We start from the raw sequence: 15,079 nt of genomic DNA on the forward strand, positions 1-15,079 counted from the left end.
ATCAGGCTGCCGACAGCGCGATGAAGCGGTCGAGATGGTGGAGCGTATCGCCGAAGCGGTGATCCACCATGGTCAGGCGCTTGGCGAGATGGGCAAGGTCGTATTCCTCGGTCATGCCGATGCCGCCGTGCATCTGGATCGATTCCTCGACCACGAGGCGGGCGGCGTTGCCGATCAGGTTCTTCGCGGCGCTGACATGCCGGTCGCGGTCGTCGCCGTCGATGTTGCCGGCGAGGTTGATGACGGCGGAGCGGGCCTGCTCGATCTCGATCAGGACGTCTGCCATGCGGTGTTGCAGCACCTGGAACTTGCCGATGGGCTGCCCGAACTGCTTGCGCGTCCTGAGGTAGTCGGTCGTCAGCCCCCGGATCGTCTCCATCAGCCCGAGCGCCTCGGCGCAGATCGCCAGCGTGGCGCGGGCGGAGGCGGTGGCGATGGCGTCGAAGGCGCCGCCCTCGGGGCCGAGCAGCTCACCCGCGCGCAGGTCGTCGAGCGCGATCTCGGCCGCGGCCCCCCCGCCCACCAGCGGATAGGCGCGGATGTCGAGCGCACCCGCCGGGACGAGGAACAGGCTGATCCCGTCGCGGTCGGCCACCTCGCCCGAAGTGCGGGCCGAGACGATGACGTGATCGGCGGCGGGCGCATTGACCACGACCGCCTTGCGCCCCGACAGGACCCAGCCGTCGCCGTCGCGGCGTGCGGTGGTTTCGACGCGCGACAGGTCGTAGCGGCTGCCGGGTTCCCCGTGGGCAAACGCCAGCTGGACAGAGCCTTCGATCACGCCTTCCAGCATGTCACCCTGACCGAAAGCCGCGAGGAGCCCGCCGCCCAGCACGCCGGTGTCGATCAGCGGATCGACGGCACCGGCGCGGCCAAGCTCCTCGAACACCACGGCGATGTCGAAGCCGGTGCCGCCGAAGCCGCCCGCGTCTTCGGGAAACAGCGCGCCGATGACGCCCATCTCGGCCAGCGCGGCCCAGACCTCGGGCACGAAGCCCGTGGGCGCGTCGCGGGCCGCGTCGCGCGTCGCCCGGTCGTAGCGGTCCGACAGCAGGCGGCGCAGGCCGTCCTGCAACATGCGGGATTCGTCGCTGAGGTCGAAGTTCATGTCAAAGCTCCAGCAGGGACTTGGCGATGATCGCGCGCTGAACCTCGTTCGAGCCGCCGTAGATCGAAAGCTTGCGGTTGTTGAGATACTGCGCCGTCACCGGCCCGGCGTAATCGGGGCCGATGGCCTCCTCGTTGGTGCCTTCGACGGCCTCGGACTGGAAGGGCATGGCATAGGGGCCGATGGCGGTGCGCGTCAGGGCGTTGATCTCCTGCCGCAGGACGGTGCCCTTGATCTTGAGCATCGACGATTCCGCGCCCGGTGCCTGACCGGCGGCTGCGGCCGAGACGACACGCAGGTTGGTGGTGGCCATGGCCATCAGGTCGATCTCGACCCGCGCGAGCCGGGCGGCGAAATGGGGGTTGCGGATCAGCGGACGCCCGCCGTCCTGTTCCGCCCGCGCGATGCGCTTCAGATTCGCAAGCCCCGCATTGGCGAAACCCACGCCCGCGATGTTCGTCCGCTCATGCGTCAGGAGGTACTTGGCGTAGGTCCAGCCCTTGTTCTCCTCGCCCACCAGGTTCTCCACCGGCACGCGAACGTCCGAGAACCAGACCTCGTTCACCTCGGCCGAGCCGTCGAGCAGGACGATGGGCCGCACCTCGACCCCCGGAGTGTCCATGTCGATCAGAAGGAAGCTGATGCCTTCCTGCGGCTTGCCCTCCCGCGACGTCCGCACGAGGCAGAAGATCATGTTCGCGTACTGGCCCAGCGTGGTCCATGTCTTCTGGCCGTTGACGACGTAGTGGTCGCCTTCGCGCACCGCCTCGGTCCGCAGGCTGGCGAGGTCGGAGCCGGCGCCCGGCTCCGAATAGCCCTGGCACCACCAGTCGTCCCCCGCGAGGATGCGCGGCAGCCAGTAATCCTGCTGCTCCTTCGAGCCGAACTTCTGCAGCACCGGCCCCAGCATGGCGAGGCCGAAGGGCACGATGCGGGGCGCGCCGGCGCGGGTCATCTCGTCCTCGAAGATGTGGCGCTGGATGGCGTCCCAACCGGTGCCGCCGAACTCCACCGGCCAGTTGCCGGCGAGCCAGCCGCGTTCGTTCAGGATGGCGTGCCATTCCTCGTGATCGGCCTTGTCGAAGGCGCGTCCGGCGCGGCCCTTCTCCACCAGCCGCGCGGGCAGCTTTTCGTCGAGGAAGGCGCGGACCTCGTCGCGGAAGGCCTTCTGCTCGTCGGTATAGTCGAGGTTCATGGCAGCTCTCCTCAGAAGATCTCGAACAGGCCGGCGGCGCCCTGGCCGCCGCCGATGCACATGGTGACGACGCCCAGCTTCGCGCCCCGGCGGCGCCCTTCGATCAGCAGATGCCCGGTCATCCGTGCACCGGTCATGCCGAAAGGATGGCCCACCGCGATCGAGCCGCCATCGACGTTGCAGATCGAATTGTCGATGCCCAGCGTGTCGCGGCAATAGATCGCCTGCGACGCGAAGGCCTCGTTCAGCTCCCAAAGGTCGATGTCGCCCACCTTCAGACCGTGACGCTCCAAGAGGCGGGGCACGGCGAAGACGGGGCCGATGCCCATCTCGTCGGGGTGGCAGCCGGCGACGGCGAAGCCGCGGAAGGCGCCCAGCGGCTCCAGCCCAAGACGCCCGGCCTCCGCCTCGTCCATCATCACCAGCGCGGCCGCGCCATCGGACAGCTGGCTCGCGTTGCCCGCGGTGATGAACTGGTCCTCGCCGCGCACGGGGGTCAGCTTCTCGAGGCCTTCCATCGTGGTCGATGGGCGGTTGCATTCGTCGCGGTCGATGGTGATCTCGCGCTGCGTCACCGCGCCGGTGTCGCGGTCCTTCACGTCCATGGTGACGGTGATCGGCACGATTTCTGCGTCGAAGCGCCCGGCCTCCTGCGCAGCGGCGGTGCGCTGCTGGCTTTGCAGGCCCAGCTCGTCCTGCGCGCGGCGACCGATGCCGTAGCGGGCGGCGACGATGTCGGCCGTCTCGATCATCGGCAGGTAGAGGTCGGGGCGATGCTCCTCCAGCCAGGCTTCCTTGCTGGAGCGGACGGGCGGCTGGACGAGGCTGATGCTCTCGACCCCGCCCACCAATACGGCCTTCGCGCCTTCGGCGGCGATCATGTGGCCGCCCATTGCGACGGCGTTGAGGCCGCTGGCGCAGAAGCGGTTGACGGTGGCGCCCGCGACGCTGTCGGGCAGGCCCGCTCGGAGCACGATCTGACGGGCGATGTTCCCGCCGGTGACGTATTCGGGATAGCCGCAGCCCCAGATCGAATCCTCGATCAGGTCCGGCTCGATGCCTGCGCGCGCGACCGCCTCGGCGGCGACATGGCCGCCCATGACGGCGCCATGCGTGGCGTTGAAGGCCCCGCGACCGGCCTTGCCGATGGCGGTGCGGGCGGTGGCGACGATGACGGCGCGAGTCATTTGGTGTCCTTCCGGTTGAGGCTTTCGAAGGTGGCGCCCTTGTCCGCCAATTCGGTCAGCAGGGGGGCGGGCTGCCAGAAATGGTCGTCGTCCCGGGCGAATTCGCGGATGTCGGCCAGGATGCGGTCCAGCCCGTAGGTATCGGCCCAGTGCATCGGCCCGCCCCGCCAGCGCGGGAAACCGTAGCCGTGCAGGAACACCACATCGACGTCGAGCGGCCGGCTGGCGATGCCGTCGCCCACCACGCGCGCCGCCTCGTTCACCATGGCGGCCATGTAGCGGCGGACGATCTCCTCGTCCGTAAACTCTCGGGAGGCGTCGGTCCGGGCCTCTTGCACCAGACGCAGGGTCTCGGTGTCTTCACGCCCCTTCGGGTCGTCGGAATAGTCGTAGTAGCCGCGCTTCGTCTTCCGGCCCAGCCGCCCCGCATGATAGAGCGCGTCGGCGAAGGTGGGCGCGCGGTCGCGGGGATGGACGTCCGCCGCCTTGCGCTGGCGCGTGGCGAACCCGATGTCGAGCCCGGCGAGGTCGGACACCTGATAGGGGCCCATGGCGAAGCCGAAGTCGCGGATCGCGCGGTCGATCGCATAGGGGCTGGCCCCGTCGAGCACCATGTGGTCGGCGGCCGTGCGGTAATGCGACAGGATGCGGTTGCCGATGAAGCCGTCGCAGACGCCCGCCCGCACCGGGATCTTGCCCAGCCGCCGGGCCAGCGCGAAGGCGGTGGCGGTCACGTCGGGGGCGGTGTCGCGGGCCACGACGATTTCAAGCAGCTTCATGATGTGCGCGGGCGAGAAGAAGTGCAGCCCGATCACGTCCTGCGGGCGGGAGGTGACGGCCGCGATGGCGTCCACGTCGAGATAGGAGGTGTTGGTGGCGAGCACCGCGCCGGGGCGGGCCACGGCGTCGAGACGGGCGAATACTTCCTGCTTGACCTCCATGCTCTCGAACACGGCCTCGATCAGGAGGTCGGCAGGGGCGAGGGCATCGTAGTCGGTCGCGGTGACGAGCGATACGTCGAGCAGGGTGTCCCGCCGGTCGGGGTCGAGCTTGCCGCGCTTGACGGCCGCGGCGAGGTTGGCCGCGATGGTGTCGCGCGCGCGACCCGCCGCCGCCTCGTCGCGTTCGACAAGGACGACCGGCAGACCGGCGAGCAGGGCGGAGGTGGCGATGCCCGCGCCCATGGTGCCGCCGCCGATGACGCCCAGCCGGTCGATCTCGCGGGGGGCGATGCCTGCGATCTCGGGCAGCTTGGCGGTTGCGCGTTCGGCGAAGAAGGCGTGGATCAGGCCGGCGCGCTGGGGGGTGTCCATCAACTCCCGGAACAGGCGGCGTTCCTCGGCCATGCCGTCCGCGAAGGACAGGGAGGTGGAGGCAGCGACGGCGTCGAGCGCGGTGACGGGGGCGACCTCGCCCCGCGATTTCGCCTGCATCCCGGCGCGCATGTCCGACAGGTCGCCCGAGGGGGCTGCCATCCGGCCCGTGGGGCGTGCGACGACACCCTGCGCCAGAAGGTCGGCGGCCCAGGACCGCGCGGCGGCGAGGACGTCGTCGCCCTGGCCCAAGTGGTCGATCAGGCCCGCGTCAAGCGCGGCTTCGGCCGTCATGGGCTTGCCCGACGCGATCATTTTCGCCGCGGCCTGCAACCCGACAAGGCGCGGCAGACGCTGCGTGCCGCCGGCGCCGGGCAGGATGCCCAGCGTCACCTCGGGCAGGCCGAGCTTCGTGCCGGGCATGGCCATGCGCCAGTGGCAGCCGAGTGCCACCTCCAGCCCGCCGCCCAGGGCGGTGCCGTGGATGGCGGCGACGATGGGCTTGGGGCAATCCTCGATTGCGGCGATGACTTCGGGCAACCAGGGATCGGCGGGGGGCTTCCCGAACTCGGAGATGTCGGCGCCGCCGATGAAGAGGCGTCCGGCGCCGAGGATCACCGCGATTTCGGCGTCCTCGTCCGCGGCGAACCGGGATACCGCATCGGCCAGCGCGGCGCGCACGGCCTGCGACAGGGCGTTCACCGGGGGGTTGTCCACCGTCAGGACGGCGATCCGGTCGGAGAGGGCATAGCGGACGGGCGACATGCTGCGACCTTTCGTTGTGACCGGACAGAGGCTAGCGCCTCTGCGGGGTCGTTTCAATATGCGCGCTGTAATTCCGCATAGCGGAACTTCAGGCGAAGCCGGCGGCCTGGGTCGGACCCTGCCCCATGATGCGCTCCAGTTCCGCCACGGTGTCGCGCAACCTCGGGCCGACCTCGTCGCGCATCCGCTCCACCGAGAGGACCTCGGGCAGGGCACCGCATGTGAAGACGACGGGTTCGGTCATGTCGCGGGGCTGGAACGGCGTGGCGACGGCGTGGATGTTGGGCGCGAAATAGGCGGCGGGGTCGGCGATGACATAGCCCCGCGACATGAACTGCGCGCGGCCGTCGGCCCGGATGGCCTGCGCGCGGTCCGCGGTCAGGTCGTCGCCGGCACGGGCCACGATGTCGGTCGGGTCGGACAGCCCGGAGAGGAAGGCATGGCCCGAGGAGGAGCCGTCGAAAGGCAGGCGGTGCCCCACCTCGAGCCAGAGGGAGGCGACGGTGCGGGGACGCCAGGTCCGCACGATCAGCATCTTGCGGTCGTCGCGCACCAGCAGCAGGCCGAGCGTCCCCGTCGCATCGGCCAGCCGCTGCATCAGCGGGCCAGACAGGTCCACGAAGGAGATCGAGGCGGCCGCGGTGTTGCCCAGCACCAGGAGCGCCGGACCGGGGCGATAGCGATCGTGGCGATGGGCGTGGTTCAGGTAGCCCAGCTTCTGCAGCGTGAAGGTCAGCCGCGACACGGTGGATTTCGGCAAGCCCGTCCGTTCCGAGATCTCGGCGTTGCCCAGCCCATCGTCCCCTGGCCGGAAAGCGCGCAGCACGCTGAGCCCGCGGGCAAGGGTGGTGGCGAAGCGGCGGTCGGTCTCCTCCTCCATCACATCGACCCCGGAATGAGGAGCGACAGGATCGGGAAGGCCATGATGAGGATGAGCACGAGCACGTCCACCGCGAGGAACCGCAGGATCCCCGAAAAGATGCGGTCGATGGGCACCGCCTTGCCCACCACGTTCGCGATGACGAAGACGTTGAGGCCAACGGGCGGCGTGATGAGGCCGATCTCCAGCAGCTTGATGACGACGACGCCGAACCAGATGAGGTCGAAGCCGTAGGTCTCGATCAGCGGGATCATCAGGGGCAGGGTCAGGACCATGATGCCGATGGGGTCGAGGAACATGCCGAGCGCGAGGTAGATCACCGCGATGGCCGCCATGAGCAGCACGGGCGAGAGCTGCGCGTCGGTGACGGCGCCGACGATGGCGGGGGCCACGCCAGTGAGCGCGATGAAGGCCACGAAGATCTTGGCCGCCGCCGCGATGAGGAAGATGCTGCAGGTCTGCACCGCCGTCTCGCGCAGCGAGTCCCACAGGGCGCGGAAGGTCAGCTTGCGCTGCGCGAAGCCGATGAGGATGGCGGCCGAGACGCAGATCGCCGCCGCCTCGGTCGCGGTGAAGAACCCGCCGTAGATGCCGCCGACGATGATGACGAACAGCGCGACGGCCGGCCAGGCGTCGAGGGCCGCGCGGCCGCGGTCGCGCAGGGTGATCGTGCCCTCGAACGCGGGGGCGGCGGCGGGGTCGCGCTTGACCCAGAGGAAGATCACCAGAAGGAAACCCAGAAGCGAGATGATTCCCGGCAGGATGCCCGCGAGGAACAGCGCGCTGATCGAGGTTTCGGTGAAAATGCCGTAGATGATGAACAGGACCGACGGCGGGATGAGCGAGCCCAGCGTGCCCCCCGCCGCGACCGAGGCCGTGGCCAGCCGCTTGTCGTAGCCCATCCGCAGCATCTCGGGCGAGCAGATCCGCCCCATGGTCGAGGCGCAGGCGATGGACGACCCGGTGATCGCCGAGAACCCGCCGCACCCCACGACCGAGGCCATGGCGACCCCGCCGGGCACGCGCGCCAACCAGACGCGCGCGGCGTGGTAGATGCGCGTGGTGATGTCGGCGCGGTAAGCGATGTGGCCCAGGGCGATGAACAGCGGGATCATCGACAGGTCGTAGGAATGGATCAGGTCGAAGGAGTTCGAGAAGACGATGGAGGTGGTCGGCCGGACCGCGCGGGCGGGTTCGAAATCGCCGGTGCGGAAGGCGAAGATGACGAAGCTGCCCAACGTGGCGATCCCGGCCAGCGCGAAGGCGATGGGCACGCGGATGGCGAGCAGTCCGATGACGGCGGCGAAGGCCGCCAGTCCGACGAGGGTTCCGTCCATCAGGCTTCTTCCATCAGGTCTTGCGTGGTGTCTGGCGGGATCGGGTGACCGCCCGCGCGGATCGTGCGGATGTCGTCCAGCGCCATGAGCAGAAGGCGCAGCGCGCAGAAGGTGATCCCGATGAGGAAGATCACGCGGCCGGGCCATTTGGGCAGGTTGAGCTGCCCGAAATAGAAGGTGCCGCTGCCCACGGTCTTGGCGACTTCGTTCCAGCCGGCCCAGATCAGCGGCGAGAGTGCGACGACGCCGAACAGGCTGCCGGCGACGACGAGGCGGTCCTGCGTGCGTTGCGACATCATCTTGGACAGGAACTCCACCACGATGTGCGCCCGTTCGGTGGTGGCGGCAGCCAGCGGCAGGACGATGGCCGCGACCATCAGCTCACGCACGATGACGATGGTGTCGGGAACGCTCGAATTGACCGTAGCCCGCAGGACCACCGTCAGGGTGATGAGGAACCCCAGCCCGATGATGGCGATGACGGCCAGGTCGAGAAGCAGCCGTTCGATGCGGTGCAGCATGCGGAACCCTCCGGACGGGAAAGGGGCGCCGCTGGGGCGCCCCCGCAGGATCAGCGGGTCCAGGGATAGCCCTGGGCGTCGCGCTCGTCGGCGTATTTCGTCAGCGCCGCGCGGTATTCCTCCAGCAGGGCGGTGCCGTCGAGGCCTGCCGCATCGGCGCGCTGGACCCATTCTTCGACGTATTGCGCGCCCTGTTCCACCAGCTTGTCGCGCTCCGCCGGGTCGAGGTCGATGACCTCGACGCCCGCGTCGCGCATGGTCTGGATCGCCGCCTCGTTGTCGGCGGTGATGAGCTCGCCCAGCGTGTCGGCCATGGCGACGCCCGCCTCGGCCAGCGCGGTCTGGATCTCGGGCGAGAGGCCGTCGTGGATGTCCTTGTTCATGAAGATGCCGAGCGCGCCGACCTGGCCCCAGTCGAGGAGGGTATAGCTCGACATGACCTCCTCCTGCTTCAGGGCGGCGACGGCGTAGGAATAGCCCTGCGAGCAGTCGATCAGCCCCGTGTCGAGGCCCTGGTAGGCGTCGTAGATCGGCATGGCGACCATGTTGGCGCCGAAGTCGCGAAAGGTGTCGCCGTAAGCGCCCACGCCGCGCACCTTCAGGCCCGCGATGTCGTCGACGCTGCGGATCGCGCTGCCCTTGCAGCCGATATTGACGTCACTGGTGGTGAAGGTGCCGATGTAGACGAGGTTCTGGTCGGCCAGATGCGCCGCTATGCTTTCGGAGCTGCGCATGATGTCGTCGGTGGCGCGCATCCCCACCCAGGCGTCGGCGTTCTTGAGCGGCAGGTCGGCGATGCCGTAGCCGATCATTTCCTGCGGGAAATACACGGCGATGATCGTGCCCAGGTCGGCCACTCCGTCGGCGATGGCGCCTGCGGCGGCGTCGGCCTTGAACAGCGCGCCGCCCCACTGGACGTCGAACTGGACCTCGCCGTCGGTGCGGGCGGTCACATCGTCGACGAAGGACTGGAGCGCCGCGCCGCGCGCGCCGCGGTTCGGCCCCGCCTCACCCAGGATCAGCGTGGTCTGCGCCTGTGCGGCGGGTGCCAGGGCCATGTAGGCCAGGGCAGCGGTCAGTGCCAGTCGTTTCATCGAATCTCCTCCCCAGAAGTTCCGCTATGCGGAATGGTGTTCCAATTCTGGTGACGATACGGAGGGCGGCTTTCGAAATCAAGCGGCGTGAACGTCAACGAACGGAGAGAGGTCGGCCCCCGCCGAACGGGGGCCGGGGGATCAATCGCTCAGGCCGATGCGCTTGAGGAAGTCGCGGTGGCTCTGGACGATGGCGGCGGTCTCGGGCGTCTTTTCGGCCCATTCGCCCCAGGCTTCCTGCGCCGCCTCGCGGAAGGTAGCGCGGTCCTCGGCGGACCAGTCGTAGACCGTCACGCCCTTTTCGGGCAGCTCGGCCAGCGCCTCGCCGTTTTCTACCAGCGTCAGCGTCATAAGGTCGAGCGCCAGCGCCTTTTCCGCGGTGGTCAGGATGGCACGATGCGCCTCCGGCATGGCGTCCCACACGTCGGTGCGGCAGGCGAGGTGGTCGGCTGACATGGAGTGAAAACCCGGATAGGTCGTGTGCTTGGCGACATCGTAGATTCCCATGCCCACGTTGTTGGCCAGCGTGGAGGCATCGGCGCCGTCGATGATGCCCGTCTCCAGCGCGGTGAAGATCTCGGTGAAATCCATCACCACGGGCGAGGCGCCCAGCTTGGCGAAGATCTCGGACTCCATGCCGGGGGGCGAGCGGAACTTGAACCCCTCGAGGTCGGCCACGCCCTCCAGCGGCTTGGTGGAGTTGAGCGATTCCTGCCCGCCCACGTGGTTGCCGACGAAGGTCATGCCGCTGGCGTTGTAGAGCTCGTTCAGCGTCTCGCGCCCGCCGCCGTGGTTGACCCAGGCGTGGAACTGCAGGGGCGTGTCGTAGCCGCCCATCGTGTCGGCGGTGAACTGGAAGGCGGCGTTCTTGCCGGTCTGGTAGCTGCCGTTCGTCATGTCGCAGTCGAGGATGCCGGTCGCCGCGGCATCGAAGGTCTCGGCCGATTTCACGACCGACGCGGAATAGAACATCTCGATGTCGATGTCGCCGCCGGACATGGTCTCGACGTTGTCCACGAACTCGGCGATCAGGCGGCCCGTGGTCGATTCGGGCGCGTTGTGGTTCTGGATGCGCAGCGTCGTGGTCTGCGCCGCGGCGGCCCCCGTCGTCAGGATCAGGGCCATCGCCGTGGCGATGCCCATGGTGCGGCTGGTCATGTCGTGTCATCCCCTTCTTGTCATGCGGCCCGGCCTCCCGCCGGCGTCGCTCAGCCGGACGGCAGCTTGCCGTCCAGTTCGTCCTCCACATAGACCTCGATGATCTCGCGGAAGGACGTCTCGGCCCGGAAGCCCAGATCGCGGGCGCGGGCGGTGTCGAAGTCGCGGGGCCAGCCGCCGACGATGCGGGCGATGGTCGGGTCGGGTTCCCGCCGGATCAGGGCCGCGGTCGCATCGCCCGCCACCTGCCGCAGCGCCTTGATCTGATCGCCCACGGTGGCCGAGACGCCCGGCATGGTCACGTTGCGCCGGGAGCCGAGCGCCGCGGTGTCCATCGTCGCCGCATGTTCGATGAAGCCCACGGCGGAGCGGGGGCTGGCATGCCAGTGGCGCACGTCCTCGTCCACCGGCAGCACCGCTTCCTGTCCGTTCAGCGGCTCGCGCAGGATGCCGGAGAAGAACCCGGAGGCGGCCTTGTTGGGCCTGCCGGGACGGATGCAGATGGTGGGGAAGCGGATGCCCACTCCGTCCATGAACCCCCGCCGGGAATAATCGTCGAGCAGAAGCTCCCCCATCACCTTCTGCGTGCCGTAACTGGTGAGCGGCGTCAGGTGGAAATCGTCGGCGATCACATCCGGGAAGGGCGCGCCGAAGACGGCGAGCGAGGAGGCATAGACGACGCGGGGCGCATAGCCGTCGGTCAGGCGGATCGCGTCGAACAGCGCCCGCGTGCCGTCGAGGTTGATGCGGTAGCCCTTGTCGAAATCGGCCTCCGCCTCGCCCGAGACGATGGCGGCGAGGTGGACGACGATGTCGGGGCGCGCCCCGATCAGCCGCTCGGCGGTGCCCGGCTCGGTCAGGTCGGCGGTAACGGCGTGGCGGGTGCCGGCGAAGTCCTGCGCGGCCTCCGGCTCGACCACGTCGGCCAGGGTCAGCGTGTCGACCGCGCGGTCGCCGATCCGGCCCGTGACGGCGACCCTTTCGGCCAGCTTGCGGCCGATCATTCCCGCGGCCCCGATTATCAACAGATGCATGCGCGCCCTTTCGATGTTGTCCTGGTCCGGAGGGCGTCCGTCAGGCCGCCGCCGCCCGGCCCCCGATGACCCCCCGGATCACCACCGGAAGGCAGATTGCCGCGGCCACCAGCGTCGTCACGAGGTCGGGAGCCACGAAAAGGAGCGCCGCCACCGCGAGCAGCGCCCGTTCCCAGGCCCGGAGCGGCTGCGTCAGATAGCCCGAGAAGGCCGCCGACAGCGCCGTGATGCCTAGCATCGCGCCCGACAACGCCAGGATGAACAGCGGCCAGGTGAACCCCTGCGTCACGAGAAGGAGCGAGGGCGAGAAGACGAAGACGAAAGGCACCAGCGCCTTGCCCATGGACAGGCGGAACGCGGTGTTGCCGGCCTTGAACGCATTGGCCCCCGCGATCCCCGCCGCCGCATAGGCCGCGAGCGCCACGGGCGGTGTCACGTCGGCCAGCACGCCGTAGTAGAAGACGAAGAAATGCGCGACCAGCGGTTCGACCCCGAGGGCGCCCAGGATGGGCGCGGCGATGGCGATCATGATGAGGTAGTTGGCCGTCGTCGGGATGCCGCAGCCCATCAGGATGCAGACCACCGCCGTCATCATCAGCGTGAAGAGGAGCGTGAGCGTCGCCGGGGTCATCATCTCGAACGGGATGAGGGGCGCCACGGATTCGGCCCAGCCGCCCGCGGTGGAGGTGACGAGGAACACGATCTTGAACCCCACGCCCGTCAGCGTGACGACCCCGATCACCACGCCCACGAGCGCCGCGGCCACCGTCACCGACAGGGAGTATTTCGCGCCCAGGATGAAGCCGTCCCAGATGTCGATCGCCGTGCCCTTGATGCCGTCGGCCAGTCCGCGCGACATCAGGTTCTGCACCGCCATGACGCCGATGCTGGCCGTGATGCCCCAGAAGGCCGCCGAATAGGGTGTGCGCCCCGACAAGAGGATCGCGACCAGCACGATCAGGGGCACGATCGTCAGCCAGTTCGCCTTGAACACCTTCCAGGCGTCGGGCAGCTCCTCCTTCGACAGGCCGCGCAGGCCGAGGCGCTTGGCCTCCATGTGGACCTGCACGAGGACGCCGAAGAAATGCATGAAGGCGGGCACAAGCGCCGCCGTCAGGATCGTGGTCAGCGGAACTTCGAGGTATTCGATCATCAGGAAGGCGACCGCGCCCATGACCGGCGGCGTGATCTGCCCGCCGGTGGAGGACGCGGCCTCGACCGCGGCGGCGAAGTGGCGCTTGTAGCCGATCTTGATCATCGCGGGGATGGTCAGCGACCCGGTGGTCACCGTGTTGGCGATGGAGGAGCCCGAGATCGAGCCCAGCATCGCCGAGGACAGCACCGACACCTTGGCCGGCCCGCCCGCATAGCGGCCCGCGAGCGCGCTGGCGAGGTCGATGAACAGCTGTCCCAGCCCGATACGCGTGGCCAGCACGCCGAACAGGACGAAGTGGAACACATAGGTGGCGATCACGCCGAGCGCGGTGCCGTAGATGCCCTGGCTCGTCAGGTAGAGGTGGTTCACAAGCGACGCCCAGGACGCGCCGGGGTGGACCAGGATGCCGGGCATCGACTGGCCGAAGTAGGCGTAGGCCATGAAAAGGATGGCGATGACCGGCAGCGGCCAGCCCATCGCGCGGCGCGTCGCCTCGAGCAGGGTGAGGATCAGGATGGTGCCCATGGCCACGTCGACGGGGCTGGGGTTGCCCACGCGCATCGAGAGGGTGTCGAAGACCCAGGGCACGTACATGGCCGAGACCACGCCGCCGATCATGAAGGCCCAGTCCAGAAGCGGCAGGCCCAGCGGCGACAGGAGGGTGGAGCGGCCGGGGTCGCTCTGCGCGCGGCCCGAGAGCGAGAAGACCGCGAAGACGAGGCCCAGCGTGAAGGCGAGGTGGATCCCCCGGTGCGTCGTCTGCTGCAGGATGCCGAAGCCGGCGGTATAGTAGTGGAAGCACGCGAGGACGAACAGCGCGGTGGAGGAGGCGATGAGGACCGGCGGCGACAGGGGGCGGAAACGGACCTCGCTGTCGAACTTTTCCTCGAGCGCCTTCTGTTCGGCTTCGGTCAGGGGCGTGACCGCCGGTTCATGGGCCGCGCCGCCGCCGGCGGGGCCGGCCTTCTGATCGCTCATCGGTCATCCTCCCTCTGGGGTGGCGCGGGCGGCGGCGCGACCGCTCCGGGCCGTCTTGCGGGATGGTCCCGCGCCGTCCGCAGCCTTGCGTGCCGCCGTTGCTTGCGGCCCTTCGGGCTGACGCCCCCGGCGGAACCGGGGGCGCGAGCAGGTCACTCGATCAGGCCGGCTTCCCTGTAGAACCGCTCCGCACCCGGGTGCAGCGGGATGCCCACGCCATCGAGCGCGGTCTCCGCGGTGATCATCTTGCCCTTGGCGTGGCCACCGTCGAGCAGCGCGCGGGTGTTGTCGTTCCACAGCGCCTTGGTGATCTCGTAGACCAGCTCCTCCGGCTGGTCGGCCGAGGTGACCCATTGGGCGCCGACGCTGATGGTCGTGATGTCGTCTTCCTGCCCCTCGTAGGTGCCGGCGGGAATAAGGTCTTCGGCGAAGAAGTCGTATTGGCCCAGGATGGACGCCGCGGCCTCGCCGTCGATGGGGATGACCTTCACGTCCTGCTGCGAGGCCAGTTCCGCGATCGCCCCGGCCGGGAAGCCACCGACGAAGAAGAAGGCGTCCATCGCGCCGTCGCGCATCCGGTCTGCCGCCTGGCTGGGCTTGAGGAACTCGGCCTCGATGTCCGATTCCGACAGGCCCACGGATTCCAGGATGATGCGCGCATCGACCAGCGTGCCCGATCCCGGCTCATCCAGCGAGACCCGCTTGCCGGCAAGATCGGCGACCGATTCGATGCCACTGTTTGCGGAAGCGACGAGGTGGATCGATTCGGGGTAGAGGTTGGCGATGGCGCGCAGCTTCTCGACCGGCTCCTGCCCTTCCCAGATGCCCGTGCCGGTGTAGGCCCAGCTTGCGACATCGGACTGGGCGAAGCCCGATTCGATGGTGCCGCCGGCGATGCCGTTGACGTTGGCGACCGACCCGTTCGCGGACATGGCCGTCGCGATCAGGCCGGGCGCCCCGCAGGCGCCGCCCTCGTCGCAGGGGCGACTGCCCGGCGGGTTGGAGATGGCATTGGCGAGCAGTCCCCCGATCGGGAAATAGGTGCCCGAGGTGCCGCCGGTGGCGATGCGAAAGAAGGACGGCTGCTGCGCGAGGGCCGCGCCCGCCGTCAGCGACAGCGCCGCGAGCGCGCCCACGGCCTTCATCAATGTGCGTCGATTCGTCATGTGATCTCTCCCTGATCTGGACCGGCCGACCCCGAAGGTCGCAGGCCATGCGTTCCGCACGGTTTCCCAACCGGCGCCCGGATGCAAGTGTCTTGGCCCCGCCGCAGCGTCGTGAAGGCCCCGCGAGGTGCGCGCCGACTTACCGGCACGAGGTCCGATGGTGCCCTGCGGCAACAAGCGGAGAGTC

The 15,079-nt window shown here is 68.9% G+C and carries 12 protein-coding genes; all 12 read right to left on the minus strand.

Annotation, left to right across the window (positions count from 1 at the left end; genetic code table 11):
- Position 1 precedes the first annotated feature (1 nt).
- Positions 2 to 1,108 carry an acyl-CoA dehydrogenase family protein gene (locus JAN5088_RS10410; protein ID WP_055682751.1) on the minus strand — a complete coding sequence of 369 codons (1,107 nt, stop codon included), beginning with the start codon at positions 1,106 to 1,108 and terminating at the stop codon, positions 2 to 4.
- A 1-nt stretch (position 1,109) separates the two neighbouring features.
- Complete coding sequence (locus JAN5088_RS10415) at positions 1,110 to 2,303, minus strand: acyl-CoA dehydrogenase family protein (RefSeq protein ID WP_055682752.1); 1,194 nt, start codon at positions 2,301 to 2,303, stop codon at positions 1,110 to 1,112.
- 11 nt (positions 2,304 to 2,314) lie between these two features.
- Positions 2,315 to 3,490, minus strand: a complete 1,176-nt coding sequence (locus JAN5088_RS10420) for an acetyl-CoA C-acyltransferase (protein WP_055682753.1) — start codon at positions 3,488 to 3,490, stop codon at positions 2,315 to 2,317.
- Positions 3,487 to 5,568 (minus strand): 3-hydroxyacyl-CoA dehydrogenase NAD-binding domain-containing protein, encoded by a 2,082-nt coding sequence (locus tag JAN5088_RS10425; protein WP_055682754.1) that lies wholly within the window; start codon positions 5,566 to 5,568, stop codon positions 3,487 to 3,489. The genes JAN5088_RS10420 and JAN5088_RS10425 overlap by 4 nt, the downstream gene beginning before the upstream one ends.
- A gap of 88 nt (positions 5,569 to 5,656) precedes the next feature.
- Positions 5,657 to 6,448 (minus strand): IclR family transcriptional regulator, encoded by a 792-nt coding sequence (locus JAN5088_RS10430; RefSeq protein ID WP_055682755.1) that lies wholly within the window; start codon positions 6,446 to 6,448, stop codon positions 5,657 to 5,659.
- Positions 6,448 to 7,785 (minus strand): TRAP transporter large permease, encoded by a 1,338-nt coding sequence (locus JAN5088_RS10435; protein WP_055682756.1) that lies wholly within the window; start codon positions 7,783 to 7,785, stop codon positions 6,448 to 6,450. The genes JAN5088_RS10430 and JAN5088_RS10435 overlap by 1 nt, the downstream gene beginning before the upstream one ends.
- Positions 7,785 to 8,306: a TRAP transporter small permease gene (locus JAN5088_RS10440; protein WP_055682757.1), complete on the minus strand. Its 522-nt coding sequence runs from the start codon at positions 8,304 to 8,306 to the stop codon at positions 7,785 to 7,787. The genes JAN5088_RS10435 and JAN5088_RS10440 overlap by 1 nt, the downstream gene beginning before the upstream one ends.
- Positions 8,307 to 8,356: 50 nt before the next feature.
- Positions 8,357 to 9,400 carry a C4-dicarboxylate TRAP transporter substrate-binding protein gene (locus tag JAN5088_RS10445; protein ID WP_055682758.1) on the minus strand — a complete coding sequence of 348 codons (1,044 nt, stop codon included), beginning with the start codon at positions 9,398 to 9,400 and terminating at the stop codon, positions 8,357 to 8,359.
- Between the two features lie 141 nt (positions 9,401 to 9,541).
- Positions 9,542 to 10,558, minus strand: coding sequence for a TRAP transporter substrate-binding protein (locus tag JAN5088_RS10450; RefSeq protein ID WP_055682759.1), 1,017 nt, complete (start codon positions 10,556 to 10,558; stop codon positions 9,542 to 9,544).
- A gap of 50 nt (positions 10,559 to 10,608) precedes the next feature.
- Positions 10,609 to 11,592 carry a D-erythronate dehydrogenase gene (denD, locus tag JAN5088_RS10455; protein ID WP_055682760.1) on the minus strand — a complete coding sequence of 328 codons (984 nt, stop codon included), beginning with the start codon at positions 11,590 to 11,592 and terminating at the stop codon, positions 10,609 to 10,611.
- 40 nt (positions 11,593 to 11,632) lie between these two features.
- Positions 11,633 to 13,726: a TRAP transporter permease gene (locus tag JAN5088_RS10460; protein WP_082429944.1), complete on the minus strand. Its 2,094-nt coding sequence runs from the start codon at positions 13,724 to 13,726 to the stop codon at positions 11,633 to 11,635.
- Between the two features lie 152 nt (positions 13,727 to 13,878).
- Positions 13,879 to 14,892, minus strand: a complete 1,014-nt coding sequence (locus JAN5088_RS10465) for a TAXI family TRAP transporter solute-binding subunit (protein WP_082429946.1) — start codon at positions 14,890 to 14,892, stop codon at positions 13,879 to 13,881.
- Positions 14,893 to 15,079: the final 187 nt, after the last annotated feature.

Source organism: Jannaschia rubra (genome assembly GCF_001403735.1).
Classification (GTDB): domain Bacteria; phylum Pseudomonadota; class Alphaproteobacteria; order Rhodobacterales; family Rhodobacteraceae; genus Jannaschia; species Jannaschia rubra.